This window comes from Streptomyces ziwulingensis, assembly GCF_039542605.1.
Lineage (GTDB): Bacteria > Actinomycetota > Actinomycetes > Streptomycetales > Streptomycetaceae > Streptomyces > Streptomyces ziwulingensis.
The window spans coordinates 1-18349 of record NZ_BAABIG010000058.1 but is presented as its reverse complement, the minus strand read 5'-3'; the positions used below and the strand labels follow the sequence as shown (position 1 = coordinate 18349).

General features: G+C 73.1%; 16 protein-coding genes and 1 pseudogene. 9 read left to right on the top strand and 8 right to left on the bottom strand.

Features of this window, described 5'->3' with window-relative positions:
* Positions 1 to 60 precede the first annotated feature (60 nt).
* The 3 genes and pseudogenes from ABEB00_RS26745 to ABEB00_RS26735 form a co-directional block, all read right to left on the bottom strand.
* Positions 61 to 294: pseudogene (locus tag ABEB00_RS26745) on the bottom strand (transposase); the annotation flags it as partial.
* A gap of 85 nt (positions 295 to 379) precedes the next feature.
* Positions 380 to 2584 (bottom strand): OmpL47-type beta-barrel domain-containing protein, encoded by a 2205-nt coding sequence (locus tag ABEB00_RS26740; protein WP_345622894.1) that lies wholly within the window; start codon positions 2582 to 2584, stop codon positions 380 to 382.
* Positions 2581 to 5130 carry a ThuA domain-containing protein gene (locus ABEB00_RS26735; protein WP_425586573.1) on the bottom strand — a complete coding sequence of 850 codons (2550 nt, stop codon included), beginning with the start codon at positions 5128 to 5130 and terminating at the stop codon, positions 2581 to 2583. Before ABEB00_RS26735 ends, ABEB00_RS26740 begins: the two co-directional genes overlap by 4 nt.
* Positions 5131 to 5346: 216 nt before the next feature.
* Between ABEB00_RS26735 and ABEB00_RS26730 the strand changes: the two genes are divergently transcribed.
* Positions 5347 to 6411 (top strand): multicopper oxidase domain-containing protein, encoded by a 1065-nt coding sequence (locus ABEB00_RS26730; protein ID WP_345622960.1) that lies wholly within the window; start codon positions 5347 to 5349, stop codon positions 6409 to 6411.
* A gap of 91 nt (positions 6412 to 6502) precedes the next feature.
* Positions 6503 to 7645, top strand: coding sequence for a LacI family DNA-binding transcriptional regulator (locus tag ABEB00_RS26725; RefSeq protein ID WP_345622893.1), 1143 nt, complete (start codon positions 6503 to 6505; stop codon positions 7643 to 7645).
* Positions 7646 to 7696: 51 nt separating this feature from the next.
* Here the strand turns inward: ABEB00_RS26725 and ABEB00_RS26720 are convergent, their stop codons facing one another.
* Complete coding sequence (locus ABEB00_RS26720; RefSeq protein WP_345622892.1) at positions 7697 to 8482, bottom strand: VOC family protein; 786 nt, start codon at positions 8480 to 8482, stop codon at positions 7697 to 7699.
* A gap of 269 nt (positions 8483 to 8751) precedes the next feature.
* Between ABEB00_RS26720 and ABEB00_RS26715 the strand changes: the two genes are divergently transcribed.
* Positions 8752 to 8997 carry a WhiB family transcriptional regulator gene (locus ABEB00_RS26715; RefSeq protein ID WP_345622891.1) on the top strand — a complete coding sequence of 82 codons (246 nt, stop codon included), beginning with the start codon at positions 8752 to 8754 and terminating at the stop codon, positions 8995 to 8997.
* 79 nt (positions 8998 to 9076) lie between these two features.
* On the opposite strand, the gene ABEB00_RS26710 is transcribed toward ABEB00_RS26715, so the two are convergent.
* Together ABEB00_RS26710 and ABEB00_RS26705 are read right to left on the bottom strand one after the other, a co-directional pair.
* Positions 9077 to 10048: an acyl-ACP desaturase gene (locus tag ABEB00_RS26710; RefSeq protein ID WP_345622890.1), complete on the bottom strand. Its 972-nt coding sequence runs from the start codon at positions 10046 to 10048 to the stop codon at positions 9077 to 9079.
* A gap of 195 nt (positions 10049 to 10243) precedes the next feature.
* Positions 10244 to 11872 (bottom strand): ABC-F family ATP-binding cassette domain-containing protein, encoded by a 1629-nt coding sequence (locus ABEB00_RS26705; protein ID WP_345622889.1) that lies wholly within the window; start codon positions 11870 to 11872, stop codon positions 10244 to 10246.
* 316 nt (positions 11873 to 12188) lie between these two features.
* Between ABEB00_RS26705 and ABEB00_RS26700 the strand changes: the two genes are divergently transcribed.
* Positions 12189 to 12857: a GOLPH3/VPS74 family protein gene (locus ABEB00_RS26700; RefSeq protein ID WP_345622887.1), complete on the top strand. Its 669-nt coding sequence runs from the start codon at positions 12189 to 12191 to the stop codon at positions 12855 to 12857.
* Positions 12858 to 12946: 89 nt separating this feature from the next.
* Here the strand turns inward: ABEB00_RS26700 and ssgD are convergent, their stop codons facing one another.
* The gene (gene ssgD / locus ABEB00_RS26695; protein ID WP_345622886.1) at positions 12947 to 13363 is read right to left on the bottom strand and encodes a spore wall synthesis regulator SsgD; all 417 of its coding nucleotides are present in this window, start codon (positions 13361 to 13363) and stop codon (positions 12947 to 12949) included.
* A gap of 337 nt (positions 13364 to 13700) precedes the next feature.
* Between ssgD and ABEB00_RS26690 the strand changes: the two genes are divergently transcribed.
* The 3 genes from ABEB00_RS26690 (at position 13701) to mmpA (ending at position 15071) form a co-directional block, all read left to right on the top strand.
* A complete protein-coding gene (locus tag ABEB00_RS26690) occupies positions 13701 to 14024 on the top strand; it encodes a plasmid stabilization protein (protein WP_345622885.1) in 324 nt (107 codons plus the stop codon).
* A gap of 57 nt (positions 14025 to 14081) precedes the next feature.
* Positions 14082 to 14777, top strand: a complete 696-nt coding sequence (locus ABEB00_RS26685; protein ID WP_345622884.1) for an endonuclease V — start codon at positions 14082 to 14084, stop codon at positions 14775 to 14777.
* Positions 14778 to 14924: 147 nt separating this feature from the next.
* Positions 14925 to 15071 (top strand): morphogenic membrane protein MmpA, encoded by a 147-nt coding sequence (gene mmpA, locus ABEB00_RS26680; RefSeq protein ID WP_345622883.1) that lies wholly within the window; start codon positions 14925 to 14927, stop codon positions 15069 to 15071.
* Positions 15072 to 15127: 56 nt separating this feature from the next.
* Here the strand turns inward: mmpA and ABEB00_RS26675 are convergent, their stop codons facing one another.
* Positions 15128 to 16414, bottom strand: coding sequence for a saccharopine dehydrogenase family protein (locus tag ABEB00_RS26675; protein WP_345622882.1), 1287 nt, complete (start codon positions 16412 to 16414; stop codon positions 15128 to 15130).
* 275 nt (positions 16415 to 16689) lie between these two features.
* On the opposite strand from ABEB00_RS26675, the gene ABEB00_RS26670 reads away from it, so the two are divergent.
* Together ABEB00_RS26670 and ABEB00_RS26665 are read left to right on the top strand one after the other, a co-directional pair.
* Positions 16690 to 17877, top strand: coding sequence for a CaiB/BaiF CoA transferase family protein (locus ABEB00_RS26670; protein WP_345622880.1), 1188 nt, complete (start codon positions 16690 to 16692; stop codon positions 17875 to 17877).
* On the top strand, positions 17874 to 18349 hold a 476-nt coding region (locus tag ABEB00_RS26665; protein WP_345622879.1), incomplete at its 3' end, for a thiolase family protein. The genes ABEB00_RS26670 and ABEB00_RS26665, both read left to right, overlap by 4 nt.

Below are 18349 nucleotides of genomic sequence, written 5' to 3'. Positions count from 1 at the left end.
GAAGGGCGCAAGCTGCATGATCATGGCTGGGTTCGCGGAGCCGGAGGATGAGTTCCTGGACGTCTCGAAGTCCGACAGCCCGTGCGAAGCCTGCAGGGTGATCGCGGCGGCCAGGATCTGCGGCGGCATGCCCGGCCGTCCGTTCGCCGACGGATACATGTCCGCGAACATCGCCGCCGGGAACAGCTCGCCGCGGTGCTCGGCCAGGAACGCGAACACACTCCCCGCCGGGATCAGACCCCGGCAGGTCTCCCACCCATCCGGTCCGACCGTCTCCCCGGCCCACACACCCATCGCCACCCCACGAGTCTGGCCCCGCCGCTGACGCGGCAGGGCCAGAACCCGAGATCTTCATGAGTCTTCCGGTGCGGGACAGCCCTTAGGGGGCGAGGTCCATGATCCGCACGTCCCGGTACGAGACCACGTCGGTCGTGCCGTGCACCTGGAGCCCGACGTACCCGGAGGCGAACCGCCGCCCGTCGGTGCCCGGGTCGTCCCCGCGCGGGGGTGTGAACTCCTGGCCGCCGGTGTTGTCGAACTCGTTGATCAGCACGCCGTTGCGGTGGACCGAGTAGTGCTGGCCGACCACCCGGATCTCGTAGTCGTTCCAGGTGCCCTTGGGTGTGACACCGGCGCCCGCGAGCCCGACCCGGTCGAAGCCGTAGACCGAGCCGGTCTTGTACATGTCGCCGCTCGGGCTGTCGAACTCCTGGATCTCGTGCCCGTACTTGATGGCGACCCACTCCGGGCGCGACTCCTCGGGGTGGTCGTGGACCTGCGGGAAGCGCACGAGGACACCGGAGTTGGCGTTCCCGGTGCCGGGCGCGTCGTCCCGCCACTGGAGCTTCAGCGAGAAGTCGTCGTACTTGCGCTCGGGGAACCACAGCATGCCGAGGCCGTCCCGGGTGGTGCCCGAGGTGATCGACCCGTCACCGTTCGCGGTGAACGAACCGCCGCCCACCTGCTCCCACTTCGCCAACGACGCCGCGCTGCCGTCCATGATCGTGCGGTAGCCCTCGGTCCGGCCGGGCGTGCCGATCCCGGACCGGCGGGCGGCCTGGTTGACGGCCCGGTACTCACGCCGGTCGACCACGCCCTCCGCCAGCAGGGCGTCCGTCACCGCCCGGACGTGCTTGAGGAAGAGCTGCTGCGAGGTCCACTCCCGCTCGTCCTCGATCCTCTCGTTGATCCGGCACCGGTTGCCGGTGACCCGGTTCGGTACGCCCGTGTCGACCGTGCCCACGATCACCGTGCGCCGCTCGTCGTACTCCGGGCAGGGCGGCGCCGGCACCCCGCCGCCCGCCACCACCGTGAAGCTCACGCCGGCGGACGGCGAGGTGTTCCCGGCCCGGTCGCTCGCGCGGTACGCCACGCTGTGGGTGCCCGCCCGGTCCACCAGGACCGGTGCCGAGTAGGCCAGGTAGGGTCCGCCGTCCAGTGAGTACTCGACGCGCGCGACGCCCGAGCCGCCGTGGTCGGTGGCGCTGACGGTGACCCGCGCACTGCCGACGTAGGCGCCCGCCGCGTTCCGGTCGCCCTCGACGCTCGCTCCGGTCACCGGCGCGGTGGTGTCCTCGGGGGGAGCGGCGACGACCGTGAACCGGACCGACTTCTCGGCGGCGGCGTTGCCCGCCTTGTCGGTGGCGCGGTAGCGGACGGTGTGGTCGCCGGCCTGATGCACCATCACCGGCGCGGTGTAGGTCTGCCAGGCGCCGTCGCCGAGCGCGTACTCGATCGTGTTGACGCCGGACCCGGTGTCGGAGGCGGTGACCGTCACCGTCGCCATGTCGACATAGGTGCCGTCCGCGTCGCGTACGCCGTCGACCGTCGCCGAGGTCTGCGGCGCGGTCGCGTCCTCGGTCGGCGGCGGGACCACGGTGAACGCCACGCTTTTCGCCGCCGCCGCGTTGCCCGCCTTGTCGAAGGCCCGGTAGCGGACCGTGTGGTCACCGGCCCGGTCGACCACGACCGGCGCGGTGTACGGCTGCCAGGCGCCGTCCGCGCCGACCGCGTACTCCACCCGGTCCACGCCGGAGCCCTCGTCGGTGGCCGTGACCGACACGCTCGCCGAACCGACGTACTGGCCCTCGGAGTTCTGGGTGCCCGCCACGTCCGCCGAGGTCGCCGGAGCGGTGCTGTCCTCGCCGCCACCGCCCTCGGTCACCACCAGTACGCCCCGCATCTCCCCGTGGCCGGGGATCGTGCAGTGGTAGAGGTAGCGGCCGGGGCTGAGGGTGACCTCGGCGGTGTGCCGGCCGCCCTCGGCGTCGAAGGGACTGGCCAGGATGTTGAGCTGCACATCGCTGTTGTAGGCGGGGTCGGCGGTGGCGAAGGTCAGCGTGTGCGGCATGCCGGTGGTGTTCCCGGTCGCCTCGCTGTTCTCGAACACGATCGTGGCCGCCCCCGCCACCGCCGTCCCGGGTGCCGACGTGTACTCGGTGATGCCGTCGCCCGCCGTCCAGGTCAGGACCTGGTCCGCGGCGGGCGCCGGCTCGGGCCGCCCGGCGGCGGGCACCGCCTGCCCGCCGAGCACCAGGAGCAGACCGGCAAGCAGCGCGGCCCAGACTCTTCGCCGCCGTGTCACCGCGTCCTCCTCACGAGCTGTCCGGCGGCCGGGGTCGGGCCGCCGCCGGTGTACGTGACCCGCCACAGGGCCGACCTGTCGTCCGAGGTGAAGAAGCCGCGGCCGTAGTCGAGGACGTACAGCGCGCCGTCCGGGCCGAACGTCCAGCCCATCAGGTTCTTGATCCCGTCGTTGCCCACCGGCACGATCTCCTTCAGTGACTCCGAGTGCACCGGCAGTCCGCCGTCCCCTTGCGTCTTCGGGTCCATCAGCACCGCGTTGCGCGGCTGGTCGGTGTCGTAGAAGTCGCCGACGAACCACTTCCCGTCCCAGTACTCGGGCCACTTCGCCGTGCTCGTGCTCGCGGCGTCGTAGCGGTAGACGGGGCCGTTCATCGCGGCCTGGCCGCCGCCCTTGAGCCACGGCAGCCGGTGGACGGCCTCGTCCTCCTGGTACGAGGGGACGCCGTTCGCGTCGCGCGGGAAGTCCGGGCCGCCGCCCTGCGGCGAGTACCAGATGTTGTTCCCGGTCACCGGCGGCAGCTCGACCAGGCCGTCGTTGTTCGGCGACTCGTTCCTCGGGTGGTCGCAGTCGTACCAGCCCAGCGGCTTCGACGGGTCGGGAAGGTTGCGGTCCCGGTAGGGCTGCTTGTTGCCCATGCAGTACGGCCAGCCCCGGTTGCCCGCCTCGGTGATCACCGCGAACGTGTCGTACTTCGCCGGCCCCCAGGTCGGCGACGGGGCACCCGCGTCCGGCCCGACCCAGCCCGCGTACAGCGTGTCGGTCGCCTTGTCGACGGAGATCCGCGCCGGGTTGCGCACGCCCATCACATAGATCTCGCCGCGCGTCCTGCCACCGCCCTCGGCGGTCTCCTCGCCCGTGAACAGGTTCCCCTCCGGCAGCGTGTACGTGCCGTCGGCCTCCGGGTGGATGCGCAGGATCTTGCCGTTGAGGTTGTTGGTGTTGCCGGCGGTACGGCGCGCGTCCGCGAAGGAGACGCCCTTGAAGTTTGGCTCCGGGTTGTTGCCCGAGTAGCCGTCGCTGAAGCCGCTGGAGTTGTTGTCACCGGTGGCGATGTACAGGTTGTCGTCGGAGTCCCAGGCCAGCCCGCCACCGGCGTGGCAGCAACTGTGGATCTGCACCGGCCACTTCAGCAGCACCTTCTCGCTGCTCAGGTCCAGCTTGCCGGTGGCCGGGTCGAGGGTGAAGCGGGAGACGCGGCGCTCGGCCAGACGCGTGCCGCGGTCGATCTCCGAGTGGGGTGTGTAGTGCAGGTACACCCAGCCGTTCGTCGTGAAGCGCGGGTCGATCTCGATGCCGAGCAGCCCCTCCTCGACCTTGACCAGCTCCTCGCCGCCGCCCTTGTTGCCGAAGACGGTCAGCTCACCGGCGAGGGTGACCTGCTTCGTCCTCGGGTCGTAGACGTGGATCTCGCCCTTGCCCTTGCCGACGTCCGGGTCGTTCCAGTCGGTGACCACCGGCAGGGAGGAGTCGGTGCCGCCCCGGCCGATGTAGAGCACCCGGCCGTCGGGCGCGGTGACCAGTCCGTGCGGCTCGCCGATCTGGTCGTTGCGCCCGGGCTGGTTGGCCCGGGTCAGCCGCTCGGCCTGGTAGTTGCCGGTGATGGTGGCCTTGCAGTCGGCCTGTACCAGGCGGGTCGTCCACAGCAGGGCGCCGCGCAGATGGGTGCGGAAGTCCGCCTCGTCCCAGGAGGAGGCCGTGCCGCCCATGCCGGTGTAGAAGGACCGGCCGCCGTCGTAGTCCCGGCACCAACTGATCGGGTGGTCCCAGCCGTTGGCACCGGACCCCGGCTGGTACGTCGACTCGCGCACCCGGGCCACGGTGTGCACGTCGCCGGACGGGTTCACCTGCCAGTTCAGCCATTTGTCCGGCCGCTTCCACTGGGCCGGCAGGTCCTTGGTGGCCGGATGCCGGCGGTCCCCGACCTCCACGGTGGCCCGCTGCGCGGTCGCCGGTCCACCGGCGGCGGGGCGGGCCCCGACCAGACCGGTGAACCAGTCCGAGTACGGTTCCGCCCGGGCCGCGTCATGGACGCCGAGGAAACCGCCGCCGGCCTCCATGTACGCCTCCAGCCCCGCCTCCTGCTCCGGGTCGAGGACATCGCCCCCGCCGGTCAGGAACACGACGGCGTGGAAACGTCCCAGCCGCTTCTCGTTCGTGAAGACCGAGGCGTCACCGGTGGCCGTGACGGCGAATCGCTGATCCGCCGGTCCGGAGAGCCCGATGTCCTCGATCGCCGCGATCCCGGCGTTCACCACCGGCGACTCCTCGCCGGGGGCGGCCGAGCCGTGGAAGACCAGGACCCGGACCTCCGCGCCGCCCGGCGGCGATGTGATCGACATCGTTGTCGATGACGGATCGGGCGCCGGCAGCGCACCGGCGGCCGGCCCGGACAGCAACCCGGCGGCGAGGAGAGCGGCGGTCAGGGACGCCGCCCGGACCCGCCTGCCCGCGCGCCCGGCGCGCGCTCCCCTCGATGTGCTCGATGTACCTCTCGCGCCCCACCCTCGTAGGTGTTCGATTCTGTGGTGCGAAGTGAACCGCATGGGGTCACTCACCCCTCCTCGGTCGCAGCAACGGCGCCACGGAAGCTAGACCTCTTTGCCCGGTTCGCCAAGGGGGTAAGACCGGGATGCGGCGAACTTTGTCCTGAGTGTGGATAAACGGCGGAGTGGCCGGTACGGTCGCACCGGTTCAGCACCGCCACTTCTCCGCAGTTTCCGTACCGAGGTGGGGAGTTCTGTATGTTCGGCAGGCCCGGCATGGACAGGCGCGGCTTCACCCGGCGGGTGCTGCTGGGCGGCGCGGCCGTCGCGACCTCGTGGTCGATGGCGCCGGAGACGTCCGCCACCGCCGTCGCCGCCACCCCGGCGCGGACGGCGCCGGCCGGGGGCAAGGTCAGACACCTCACGCTCTACGCCGAGGCGCTGCCCGGCGGGCAGATGGGCTACGGCCTGGAGAAGGGCACCGCGAGCGTGCCGGGCCCGCTGATCGAACTGAACGAGGGCGACACCCTGCACGTCGCCTTCGAGAACACGATGGACGTGCCGGTGAGCCTGCACGTCCACGGCCTCGACTACGAGGTCTCCAGCGACGGCACCACGCTCAGCAGGAGCGACGTCCCGCCGGGCGGTACCCGTACCTACACCTGGCGCACCCATGTGCCCGGCCGCCGCGCCGACGGCACCTGGCGGTCGGGCAGCGCGGGTTACTGGCACTACCACGACCACGTCGTCGGCACGGAACACGGCACCGGCGGCATCCGCAACGGCCTCTTCGGCGCGGTGATCGTCCGCCGGGCGGGCGACGTCCTGCCGGACGCGACCCACACGGTCGTCTTCAACGACATGCTCATCAACAACAGGCCCGCCCACTCCGGCCCGGACTTCGAGGCCACGGTGGGCGACCGGGTGGAGTTCGCCGTGATCACGCACGGCGAGTACTACCACACCTTCCACCTGCACGGTCACCGCTGGGCGGACAACCGCACCGGCACGCTCACCGGCCCCGACGACCCCAGCCGGGTCGTCGACAACAAGATCACCGGCCCGGCCGACTCGTTCGGTTTCCAGGTGATCGCGGGGGAGGGGGTGGGCGCGGGGGCGTGGATGTACCACTGCCATGTGCAGAGCCACTCGGACATGGGGATGGTGGGGCTGTTCCTGGTGAAGAAGACGGACGGGACCATTCCCGGCCACGACCCCCACGACCACGGCGCGCACGGCACCCGGGGCGGCGCCACGGCCGAGGCCGCCCCCGAGGAACCCGAGGAACCCAAGGAACCCGAGGAAGCGGCCGGCGAGAGGGCCGGTCACCACCACCACTGAGATCCCCGGCCGGACTGCCCGGCCTGAGCACTGCCGTTCCCCCGGCGACCCGCGGTTATCCTGTCCCGCAGCCGCCGAGGAGGAGCGCCGAGTGAGCGAGACAGTACCGCGTCCCACCCTGGAGGCGGTGGCCGCGCGGGCCGGGGTCTCCCGGGCCACCGTGTCGCGTGTGGTCAACGGCGCCGCCGGTGTCCGTGAGGCGCTCGTCGAACGTGTCCGGCGTGCGGTGGAGGAGATGGGTTACGTGCCCAACCAGGCGGCGCGCTCCCTGGTGACCCGGCGGCACGACGCCGTCGCGGTGGTGGTCGCCGAGCCCGAGGACCGGGTCTTCGCCGACCCCTTCTTCGCACTCCAGCTCCGCGGCATCGGCAAGGAACTGACCGCCCACGACAACCAGCTCGTCCTGCTGCTCACCGAGGGCCGCGAGGACCACGCCCGGGTCGGCCGCTACCTCGCCGGCGGGCACGTCGACGGCGCCCTCGTCTTCTCCCTGCACCTGGACGATCCGCTGCCCGACCTGATCCGCGGCGCCGGGGTGCCCACCGTGTTCGGCGGCCGGCCCGGCTGGGGCGGTGACCGCACCGACGCGGTGTACGTGGACAGCGACAACCGCGGCGGTGCCCGGACCGCCGTGCGCCACCTGGTCGGGCTCGGCCGTACCCGGATCGCGCACATCACCGGCCCCCTGGACCAGACCTCCGCCGCCGACCGGCTCGCCGGGTACCGGGATGTGCGGGCCGACGCCGATCCCGGTCTCGTCGCCCGGGGGGACTTCACCCCGGGCGGAGGTGAGCGGGCGATGCGGGAACTGCTCGAACGGTGCCCCGGCCTGGACGCGGTGTTCGCCGCCAACGACCTGACCGCGGCGGGCGCCCTGCGGGTGCTGCGCGCGCACGGGCTGAGGGTGCCGGAGGATGTGGCCGTGGTCGGCTTCGACGACATGCTGCCGATCGCCGAGCAGACCGAGCCGGCCCTGACCACGGTCCGCCAGGACATCGAGGAGATGGGCCGTCTGATGGCCCGGCTGCTGCTGCGGGGCCTGGACCGCCGCCCCGGCGAGGACCGTGCGGCGCGGGGGGACGGGCGGATGACGGGGGACGGGCGTACGAGGGGGGAACCGTCGTCCGGGCCGGCGGAGTCCGCTGTGCGCACGTCCGGGTCCGCCGGGCCCGCGACCGACGGTTCCAGCGGCGTGATCCTGCCGACCACCCTCGTCCGGCGGGCCTCGGCATGACACCGGGCGGGGCCTGGACGCGGGTGTGGCACCAGCGCCCCGCCCGCCCCGTCACACGTCCCGGGGCGCGGGTCTGAGGATCGCGAACCGGGCGCCGTACGGGTCGGCGAGCCGGGCGACGCGGCCGGCGCCCGCGACGTCCGTGGCCGGCATCCGGACCTCGCCGCCCAGCTCCAGGGTCCGGGCGACCACCGCGTCCGGGTCGGTGACCGCGAGGTACGGCAGCCAGTGCGGCTCCGACTCGACGGGATCGTCGGCGAGCGGCACGACACCGCCGAACATGCCGTCCTCCGCCGCACCCGAGGGACCGACCGAGGTGTAGGTACCGTCCGGGAACGTCACGGCGGAGGTCTCCAGGCCCAGCACCGCCCGGTAGTGCGCGGCGGCCGCGGCGATGTCCGGCGTGTACAGCTCGACCCAGCACAGCGCGCCCTCCTCCCCGGCCCGGTCCAGGCCCTTGCGCCGCCCGGGCTGCCAGATGCCGTACGCCGCTCCCGCCCGGTCGGCGAGGACCGCCGCGACGCCCTGCTCGCCCACGGCGGCCGGCCGCGCGAGCACCCGGCCGCGCGCCCGCCCGGCGGCCTCGGCGGTGGCCTCGGCGTCCGGGCTCTGGAAGTACACCGTCCAGGACGCCGGGCCCTGGTCCGCGGTGGCCGGCATCCGGCCGGCCACCGTCGCGCCGTCCAGTTCGAAGAAGCCGTAGCCCCCGGCCGCCGGCCCCGCCGACCGGAACCGCCAGCCGAAGAGGGCGCCGTAGAAGGAAGCGGCGCCGTCGGGGTCGGGGGCGGTGACCTCGATCCAGTTCGGTGCGCCGGTGACGAATCGGGTGCTGAGCATCTTCGCGCTCCTCGGAAACGGTCCCGTTGCCTGCACTGCCGAGTCTCGCACCGCCCACTGACAATCGCCGCCGAGACCTCGCCCGCCGGGGCGGCAGGCGTGGCTTCCGCCGGGGCTTCCGCCGGGCTTCAGCGGGGCTTCAGCGGGGGTTTTCGCCGCGCGCCGCCGTGCGTCGGCCCGTCGCGCCGGGGACGATCGGGGGTGGGCGCCGGCGGGACGTATATCCGGCGTTGATCGAACGTTTTTCGCCGCTCGGCACACTTCTGGCCATGCTCATCGACACGATCACCCCGGCCGACCTCGCCTGGCAGGAGACGGCGTTGTGCGCGCAGACCGGTGCCGACTTCTTCTTCCCCGAGCCCGGCAGCTCCGTGCGGGACGCCAAGCGGATCTGCGGCCTGTGCCCGATCCGCCCGGCCTGCCTGGAGTACGCCCTGAGCAACGACGAACGGTTCGGCGTCTGGGGCGGGATGTCCGAGAAGGAACGTCTCGCCCTGCGCCGCACCGCCCCCTGAACAGGCCGGCCGCCCCGCAGGGGCGGCAGCCCGGCGGCGGGGGCCGGCCCGGTGGCGGGGGTCAGCCCGGTGGCGGGGGTCAGCCGGCCGCCCGAGCCGCCATCCGCGCCTTGCGCGCCGCCAGCTTCTCGTCGAACTTGGACGCCTCGCTGTCCAGCCCGCCCATGAACAGGCCCAGTTCCTCCTGCGCCTTGACCCCTTCCGGGCTCAGGCCGTCGATCTCCATGACCTTCAGGAAGCGCAGGACGGGCTGGAGCACGTCGTCGTGGTGGATCCGCATGTTGTAGACCTCGCCGATCGCCATCTGCGCGGCGGCCCGCTCGAAACCGGGCATGCCGTGACCGGGCATCCGGAAGTTGACGACCACGTCCCGCACCGCCTGCATCGTCAGGTCCGGCGCGATCTCGAACGCCGCCTTGAGCAGGTTGCGGTAGAAGATCATGTGCAGGTTCTCGTCGGCCGCGATACGGGCCAGCATGCGGTCGCAGACCGGGTCGCCGGACTGGTGGCCGGTGTTGCGGTGCGAGATGCGGGTGGCCAGCTCCTGGAAGGCGACATAGGCCACGGAGTGCAGCATCGAGTGGCTGTTGTCCGACTCGAAGCCCTCGCTCATGTGGGCCATGCGGAACTGCTCCAGCTTGTCCGGGTCGACCGCGCGCGAGGTGAGCAGGTAGTCGCGCATCACGATGCCGTGCCGGCCCTCCTCCGCCGTCCAGCGGTGCACCCAGGTGCCCCAGGCGCCGTCGCGGCCGAAGAGCGAGGCGATCTCGTGGTGGTAGCTGGGGAGGTTGTCCTCCGTCAGCAGGTTCACCACCAGCGCGATCCGGCCGATCTCGGTGACCGGGGACTGCCCCTTCTCCCAGGCCTCGCCGTCCTCGAAGAAACCGGGGAAGTTCCGGCCGTCAGTGAACGGCACGTACTCGTGCGGCATCCAGTCCTTGGTCACCTTCAGGTGCCGGTTGAGTTCCTTCTCGACCACTTCTTCCAGTGCGTGCAGCAGCTTGGCATCGGTCCAGGAGGAGCTGCCGAAGTGGGTGGAAGTGAGCGTCACGAGTACTCCAGGGGGACGAGCGACAGAGCGGGGAGGTCCGGCGAGCGGTGCCGGAACTTACGGAATCGTAGGCTACGAGACCGTAGGTTACGTGACCGTAGGTTAAAAGCACCGTAAAGGTGCTGCTCAGGGGCCTCGCGTGTCCCCCGAAGGGCCCCGGTTCCGGTGGGTGGCCGGGGCGCTGCGGATACTCTGTCAGTCCTGCGCGGGGAACGGAACTTCGGCCGGCGCGACCTCCCTCAGCCCGCCGTCCAGCAGCAGCCAGCGGGTGATGCCGAGCGACCGGAGGAACGGCAGGTCGTGACTGGCCACCACCAGCGCGCCCTCGTAGGACTCCAGGGCCGTGGTGAGCTGCCGCACGCTCGCCAGGTCCAGGTTGTTGGTCGGCTCGTCCAGCATCAGGAGCTGCGGCGCGGGCTCCGCCAGCATCAGCGCGGCCAGCGCCGCCCGGAACCGCTCGCCGCCCGAGAGCGTGGCCGCCTTCCGGTCGGCCCGGGCGCCCCGGAACAGGAAGCGGGCCAGCCGGGCCCGGATCCGGTTGGGGGTGGCGCCCGGCGCGTACCGGGCCACGTTCTCGGCGACGGTCAGCTCGCCGTCGAGGACGTCGAGCCGCTGCGGCAGGAAGCGCAGCGGCACATGCGCCGTCGCCTCGCCCGCCACCGGTCGCAGCTCCCCGGCGATGGTGCGCAGCAGTGTCGTCTTGCCCGCCCCGTTGCGTCCGGTCAGCGCGACCCGCTCGGGACCGTGCAGGTCGAGACCGCCCTCCACGCGTGCGCCGTACAGCAGCTCCAGGTCCCGCAGGGTGAGCACGGACCGGCCCGGCGGCACGGCCGTGTACGGCAGGTCCACGCGGATCTCGTCGTCGTCCCGTACGGCCTCCACCGCGTCGTCGAGGCGTTCCCTGGCCTCGGCGAGCCGCTCCTCGTGCAGGATGCGGTGCTTGCCCGCGGACTCCTGCGCGGCGCGCTTGCGCGCCCCCATGACGATCTTCGGTTCGCGCTTTTGCTCGTTCATCTTCTGGCCGTACCGCTTGCGCCGGGCCAGCTTGACCTGGGCGTCGGCCAGTTCGCGCTTCTGTTTGCGCAGGTCCGACTCGGCGACCCGGACCATGCGTTCGGCGGCCTCCTGCTCGACGGCGAGGGCCTGCTCGTAGGACGAGAGGTTGCCGCCGTACCAGGTGATCTCGCCGGAGCGCAGGTCCGCGATCTGGTCGACCAGTTCCAGCAGCTCCCGGTCGTGGCTGACCACGACCATCACCCCGGACCAGGCGGCCACGGCCGCGTACAGCCGCCCGCGCGCGTGCAGGTCGAGGTTGTTGGTCGGCTCGTCCAGGAGCAGCACGTCGGGTCGGCGCAGCAGCAGCGCGGCCAGTCGCAGCAGCACCGACTCGCCGCCCGACACCTCCCCGATGGTGCGGTCGAGGTGGATGTGGCCGAGGCCGAGTTCGCCGAGCGTGGCCAGGGCGCGTTCCTCCACGTCCCAGTCGTCGCCGACGGTCTCGAAGTGCTCCTCGGCCGCGTCGCCCGCCTCGATGGCGTGCAGCGCGGCCCGCTGGGCGGCGATACCGAGTGCCTCGTCGACGCGGAGTGCGGTGTCCAGCGTGACGTTCTGCGGCAGGTGGCCGATCTCGCCGGCCACCCGGACGGCGCCGCCGGCGGGGGAGAGCCGCCCGGCGATCAGCTTCAGCAGGGTCGACTTGCCCGACCCGTTGACGCCGACGAGCCCGGTCCGGCCGGGGCCGAAGGCGACGTCGAGCCCCTCGAAGACGGGGGTGCCGTCGGGCCAGGCGAAGGAGAGGGACGTACAACTGATCGAAAGTGGCATGGAGTGCCTCCGCGGTTGCGTGCTGCGGTCAGGGGCAAACGCGTATCGAGACACCGGAAGGCGGCGACCACGGCGGGAGTACCACGCGGGCGAGGGGAGCGCACAGGAAGGGCCCTGCTCGTCGGGGACGGCTCGAACGCCGAGGTCGCACGCGGCGCACACACCCGGAGGTGTGCCGCGGTGTCTCAGGACCTCAGACGAGCAACGTCCTACTCCGATCGACGACAACAGAACCGTCATACACCGTAGGAGAGGCCCCGCGGGGGTGTCAACGCGATTGTCCCGCGAGCAGGTCTCCCCACCCCGAGGAGGCCCTGTGCGCCACGGCTCGCTCCCCCTGCCGTCCCGCCTCTACCTGCTGGCCCGGGACGCCGGCCGGCCGGCGGTCACGGACGCCGTGCCGCCGCAGCGCCTGGTGCGGGCCGGTGCCCTCGCCGAACTCGCCCGGCGCGGCCTGCTCGTGGACGACGACGGCACCGTCACCCCCCTCGACCTGGACTCCCGTACGGGCGACGCCGTCCTGGACGGCCTGCTGGACCTGGTCCGCGAGTCGCTGCCGCACGGCTGGCGGACCTGGGTGCGGCTGCGCGCGCGGATCACCGCCGACGCCGTCCGGGAGCAGTTGGTGGCCGAGGGCTGGATGCGGGCCGAGAAGCGGCGGGTGCTGGGCGTCTTCCCGTCCGTGGACCACGTCCTGGCCCGCCCCGCCCTGGTACGCGCGCTCCGCGAGGAGACGCGGGGCGCGCTGTGCGGTCCGGTTCCTGTCGCGGAGGTCCCCACCCGGGACGCGGCCGTCGCCGCCCTGGCCGGGGCGGCCCGGCTGCGCGGTCTGACCACCGGCTGTGAGCGGCCGCGCGACGCGGAGCGGATCGAGGCCCTGGCCGGGCGCGGCGGTACCGCTCCCGGAGCCGGGCGGATCATGCGCGCGCTGTGCGCCGCCGTGACCGCCCACGCGACGGGGACGGTGGCCGCGGCGGCGGGGTGAGGCGGCCGGTACTCCGTTCGCCGCCCGCCTGCCCACGCGCGCCCCGCGCCCCGCGTGCGGCGCGGCGGGGCGTCAGCGGGTACCGCGCGTCAGCGGGTACCGCGCATCAGTTCCGCCAGGTCGTGGTCCAGGTCGAGCTGGAGGTGCTCCGCGCCGACCGGGACCAGCTCGCTCGTGGCCCGCAGGAAGCTGCGCAGCTCGCCCGACCGGACGTGGACCACGGCGGTCCCCTCGGGGGCGTGGAACTCCAGCACGGTGCGGTCGTAGCCGTACGGCCGCACCCGCACGTCGCCGTGGCCCTCGGGCTCACGCATGCCCGCGGTGAGCAGCTCGCGGGAGAAGGTCCAGCAGACGTCGACACCCTCCAGCGTCGCCGGGGCCGGGAAGGTCATGCGCACGGCGAACGGGTCGCCGCGGTCGTAGTGCAGCATCGCGGGAATGTTCGGCATCCGCGGTGCGGCGGCGACGAGTCGCGCCTCGACGGGCTGCTCGATGACGGTGGACAAGCCTTGCTCCCTCGGGACGACTGGCGAGCGGGTGGTGCCGGGCACTGGAAGAGACGTCGGAAGGAGCCGTTCCGTGCACACGGGATGCGAGTGACCTCTGTCACCGCGTTCATTCACACCAGTGATGCGGGAGTGACAAGACTCTCCTCGCGTGCCCCGAACGGCTCAGCGGGCGCCTGTCGTTGGCCGCGCGGGAGGCGATGGTCGTCCGTAACGTGGGTATCCGTTCGCTCAAGTGAAAGAGCCCGAGCGGAAGGAACCCGCGCGCAGGGGTCCGGGCGAGGGTCCTGCGCGCGGGGGTCGGGTGAGCGCCGGAGCAGAAGGGAAGTGAGCGCGGATGCCACGCGGATCCAGCCCCAAGCGGGAGCGGCAGTACGAGCACATCAAGGCGAGCGCCGAGGAACGCGGCGCGAGCACCGTCCGCGCCGAGGAACTGGCGGCCCGGACGGTGAACAAGGAGCGCGCCCGCTCCGGCGAGTCGAAGACCGCGAGCCGCACGTCGACGCGGGACATGTCCTCGGGGCAGCGGGGCGGCCGGCGGTCGGGCAAGGGCTCCCAGGGGCCCACCTACGACCAGCTCTACCAGGAGGCCAGGCGCCGCGGTGTCCCGGGCCGATCGAACATGAACAAGAGCGAACTGCGGCGCGCGCTGGACAAGTGAGCCGGAGCCCGCTCCCCGACCGCCCCGCGCCCCGGACCTCGTAGGCTCGGGGCCATCATGACGACCGTACCGATCCCCGAGGACTGGCCCGCGACCGAGGAACAGGCCCGCGCGGTCCAGGAGGAGTTGCGCGCCCGGCTGGTGCTCGACGAGATTGGCCCCCCGCCCGGCACGGGTCACGTGACCGGTGTCGACGTGGCCTACGACGACGAACGGGACCTCGTCGCGGCGGCGGCCGTCGTCCTCGACGCGGCCTCGCTCGCCGTGGTCGCCGAGGCCACGGCCGTCGGGCGGATCTCCTTCCCGTACGTCCCCGGGCTGCTCGCCTTCCGCGAACTCCCGGCCGTCCGCGCCGCCCTCGACGCCCTGCCCTGCCCGCCCGGCCTGGTGGTCTGCGACGGCTACGGCCTCGCCCACCCGCGCCGCTTCGGCCTCGCCGCCCACCTGGGGGTCCTCACCGGACTGCCCACCATCGGCGTCGCCAAGAACCCGTTCACCTTCACGTACGACGATCCGGGCGCGCCGCGCGGCAGCATGTCCCCGCTGGTCGCGGGCGCCGAGGAGGTCGGCCGCGCCCTGCGCACCCGGGACGCCGTGAAGCCGGTCTTCGTCTCGGCCGGGCACCGCGTGAGCCTGGACAACGCCTGCGCGCACACCCTGGCGCTGACCCCCGCGTACCGCCTGCCGGAGACCACCCGCCGGGCGGACGCCCGGTGCCGGCGCGCCCTGCGGGAAGCGGTCCGAGCCGCCTGACCGGGATACCGGCACGGGGTGGTGAACACCAGGGCGCGACACCAGCGACACCCGGGCTGAGTACCTACTCCGGCCATCCGCCTGAGTACTTACTGTGAGTACGCGTACGGATGTGAGAGTCGGCCGTTCCCGGGCAGGCTGGGACGTATGACGAGACTCCGCGCACTCCACCCCTCCGCCCCGCCCGCCCGCACCGTCGGGCGCTCCGCCACGGCCGGGCTCGTCCTCGCGACGGCGGCGGGGCTGGCCTGGTTCTGCGCAATGGTCTGGACCCTCGCCGACTGGTCCCTCTAGGGCGTGCTTCGAAAGTAGCGTCGTCCGCCCGGCAGACGGGCCTTTCGAACCACGCCCTAGGAGCGGCCCGCGGGCCCGCCTGCGGAGGGGTCCGCCCGGTCGGATGTCACCAGCCGGTCGGACACCACTCGCCGGTCGGACACCACCCGGAAGCGGAGCCCCGCCGTCCGCAGGCGCTCGGTCAGGGCGTCGCCCATCGCGACCGCCGTCGTGACCTGCCCGGCCGTCTCCGGCAGTTCGTCCAGGGCCAGGCACATCGCCGCCTCGGCGAACATCCTGGCCGTCTCGTCGTAGCCGGGGTCGCCGCCGCGGACCTCGGTGAACACCCGCCGGCCGCCGCCCTCGCCCACGAAACGGACCGAGAACCAGCTCCTCGCCCGCTTCTCGGCGCTCGGCCCGGCACCCGGCCGCAGCCGGCCGGACAGCCAGCGCCGGGCGGGCGGGACCTGGGCCGCCGCCACCAGCGCGCCCACCGCCGCGACGCCGCCCACGGCGACCGGCAGGTGCCGGACGGCGGCGTAGTGCCGGTAGCGGAAGTCGGGCCCGTACCGCTCCAGCGCCCTCGCCGAGCGCCCCACGACCCGCGGGTCGATGGTCGGCAGCGGCAGCGCCCAGGCGCCGATCTCCCCGGCGAACCGGGGCGCCCCGGCCGGCGCCGTCGCGCGACGGCCCACCGGGCGCGGTTCGAGCCGGCGCCGTTCCCGGGCGGCGGCCCGCATCTGCCGCCCGCGCGCGAACGCCTCCAGCGCGGAGGCGAACGTGCCGCCCGAGAAGGCGGCGTCCGCGGTCACGTAACCGTCCACGGTCAGCGGTACGCCCTCCGGGAGGTGACGGACCGTGAAGTACACGCCGAGGTCGTGCGGGACCGAGTCGAAGCCGCACGCGTGGACCAGCCTCGCGCCGGTCTCCCGTGCGCGGGCGTCGTGCCGGACGTACATGAGGTCGACGAAGTCGGGCTCCCCGGTGAGGTCGAGGTAGTCCGTGCCGGCCTCCGCGCAGGCCGCGACGAGCGGCTCCCCGAAGCGCGCGTAGGGGCCGACCGTCGTGGCGAGCACGCGCGCGTGGCGGGCCAGTTCGCCCAGGGAGGCCGGATCGGCGGAGTCGGCCGTCAGCACGCCCGCGGCCTCGGCGCCCGGCAGTTCGTCCCGCAGCCGGCGCAGTTTCCGCTCGTCGCGGCCGGCGAGCGCCCAGCGCAGCCCCTCGGGCGCGTGGGCGGCGAGATACTCCGCGGTGAGGCGCCCGACGAACCCCGTCGCCCCGAACAGCACGACGTCGTAGGCCCGGTCCGCCTTCCACGTCGTGTCCGTCGTCCCGTTCGTCGTGCCGCTCGTCGTGCTGCTCATGACACCCCTGGATCTCTCGGTTCCACCGCACGCGCCGTTGTCGGTGGCCGAGGCTAGCGTGAAGGGTGCGGAGCGGTGAGGACGAGCCCGACGAGCCCGAGGAGTCCGGAGGCAGCGGTGGCCGTGCAGGGGCAGGCCCTGATGCCGGACGCCCGGCCGGGTGACCGGGCCGCCGCTATGTTTCTAAGCGCTTGCTCGTTCAGCCCTTGTGCCGACCGACCCGCGTTTCTAACATCACTGGTGTTACATCGGTCGTGTCACAGACTGGGGACCGAATGACCGCCGCAGGAACACCCTCGACGCCCTCGACGCCCTCGACGCCCGCGCACGGCCCGCTCACCGGCGTGCGCGTGGTCGAGCTGGCCGGGATCGGCCCCGGCCCCTTCGCGGCCATGCTCCTGGGCGACCTCGGCGCCGACGTCGTACGGGTGGACCGGCCCGGCGGCCCCGGCCTCGCCATCGACCCGGCCCACGACGTCACCCTGCGCAACAAGCGCTCGGTGATCATCGACCTCAAGGCGGCCGAAGGACCCGACCGCGTCCTGGACCTCACCGCCCGCGCCGACGTGCTGATCGAGGGCTACCGCCCCGGCGTCGCCGAACGCCTGGGTGTCGGTCCCGAGCCCTGCCACGCCCGCAACCCGCGCCTGGTCTACGGCCGCATGACCGGCTGGGGTCAGGACGGTCCCCTCGCCCAGCGCGCCGGACACGACATCGGCTACCTCGCCCTCACCGGCGCCCTCGGCATGACCGGCGCCCCCGGCACCCCGCCGACGGCGCCCGCCAACCTGCTCGGCGACTACGCGGGCGGCTCCCTCTACCTGGTCGTCGGCGTCCTCGCCGCCCTGCACCACGCGCGGGCGACCGGCACCGGTCAGGTCGTCGACGCCGCCATCGTGGACGGCGCCGCCCACCTCTCCGCGATGATCCACGGCATGCTCGCCGCCGGTGCCTGGCAGGACCGGCGCGGCGTCAACCTCCTGGACGGCGGCTGCCCCTTCTACGGCACCTACGAGACCTCCGACGGCCGGTACATGGCGGTCGGCGCCCTGGAGCAGCGGTTCTACGCGGAGTTCATGACGCTCCTCGGCATCCCGGAACGGGCGCCCGACCGGGGCGACCCGGCCCGCTGGGACGCCCTGCGCGAGGCGATCGCCGCCCGCTTCCGCACCCGTACCCGGGACGAGTGGACGGCCGTCTTCGACGGTTCCGACGCGTGCGTGTCCCCGGTGCTGTCCCTGCGCGAGGCCCCGGCCCACCCGCATCTGGCCGCCCGCGCCACCTTCACCGATCACGGCGGCCGCACCCAGCCCGCCCCGGCGCCCCGTTTCTCCGCGACCCCGGCCGCGGTCCGCACCGGACCCGCGCTGCCGGGCGCCGACACCGAGGCGGTGGCCCGCGACTGGGACGTGCCCCGGCTCAGCTCTCCGTTCCCGCACCCTCACCGAAAGGCCGGTCAGTGACCACCGAAGCGTACGTCTACGACGCGATCCGCACCCCGCGCGGACGCGGCAAGGCCAATGGCGCCCTGCACGGCACCAAGCCCGTCGACCTGGTCGTCGGGCTCATCCACGAGATCCGGGCCCGCTTCCCCGGCCTCGACCCGGCCGCCGTCGACGACATCGTCCTCGGCGTGGTCGGCCCGGTCGGCGACCAGGGCTCCGACATCGCCCGGATCGCCGCGGTCGCCGCCGGCCTGCCGGACACGGTGGCGGGCGTGCAGGAGAACCGCTTCTGCGCCTCGGGCCTGGAAGCGGTCAACATGGCCGCCGCCAAGGTCCGTTCGGGATGGGAGGACCTCGTGCTCGCGGGCGGCGTGGAGTCCATGTCCCGGGTGCCGATGGCCTCGGACGGCGGCGCCTGGTTCAACGACCCGATGACCAACCTCACCACCAACTTCGTGCCGCAGGGCATCGGCGCGGACCTGATCGCCAC

Excerpts from the sequence above, each read along its gene's own strand:
- ABEB00_RS26735 (WP_425586573.1), bottom strand. The coding sequence starts at position 5,130 with ATGCGGTTCACTTCGCACCACAGAATCGAACACCTACGAGGGTGGGGC.
- ABEB00_RS26730 (WP_345622960.1), top strand. The coding sequence starts at position 5,347 with ATGGACAGGCGCGGCTTCACCCGGCGGGTGCTGCTGGGCGGCGCGGCC.
- ABEB00_RS26720 (WP_345622892.1), bottom strand. The coding sequence starts at position 8,482 with ATGCTCAGCACCCGATTCGTCACCGGCGCACCGAACTGGATCGAGGTC.
- ABEB00_RS26715 (WP_345622891.1), top strand. The coding sequence starts at position 8,752 with ATGCTCATCGACACGATCACCCCGGCCGACCTCGCCTGGCAGGAGACG.
- ABEB00_RS26705 (WP_345622889.1), bottom strand. The coding sequence starts at position 11,872 with ATGCCACTTTCGATCAGTTGTACGTCCCTCTCCTTCGCCTGGCCCGAC.
- ABEB00_RS26690 (WP_345622885.1), top strand. The coding sequence starts at position 13,701 with ATGCCACGCGGATCCAGCCCCAAGCGGGAGCGGCAGTACGAGCACATC.
- ABEB00_RS26685 (WP_345622884.1), top strand. The coding sequence starts at position 14,082 with ATGACGACCGTACCGATCCCCGAGGACTGGCCCGCGACCGAGGAACAG.
- mmpA (WP_345622883.1), top strand. The coding sequence starts at position 14,925 with ATGACGAGACTCCGCGCACTCCACCCCTCCGCCCCGCCCGCCCGCACC.
- ABEB00_RS26675 (WP_345622882.1), bottom strand. The coding sequence starts at position 16,414 with ATGAGCAGCACGACGAGCGGCACGACGAACGGGACGACGGACACGACG.
- ABEB00_RS26670 (WP_345622880.1), top strand. The coding sequence starts at position 16,690 with ATGACCGCCGCAGGAACACCCTCGACGCCCTCGACGCCCTCGACGCCC.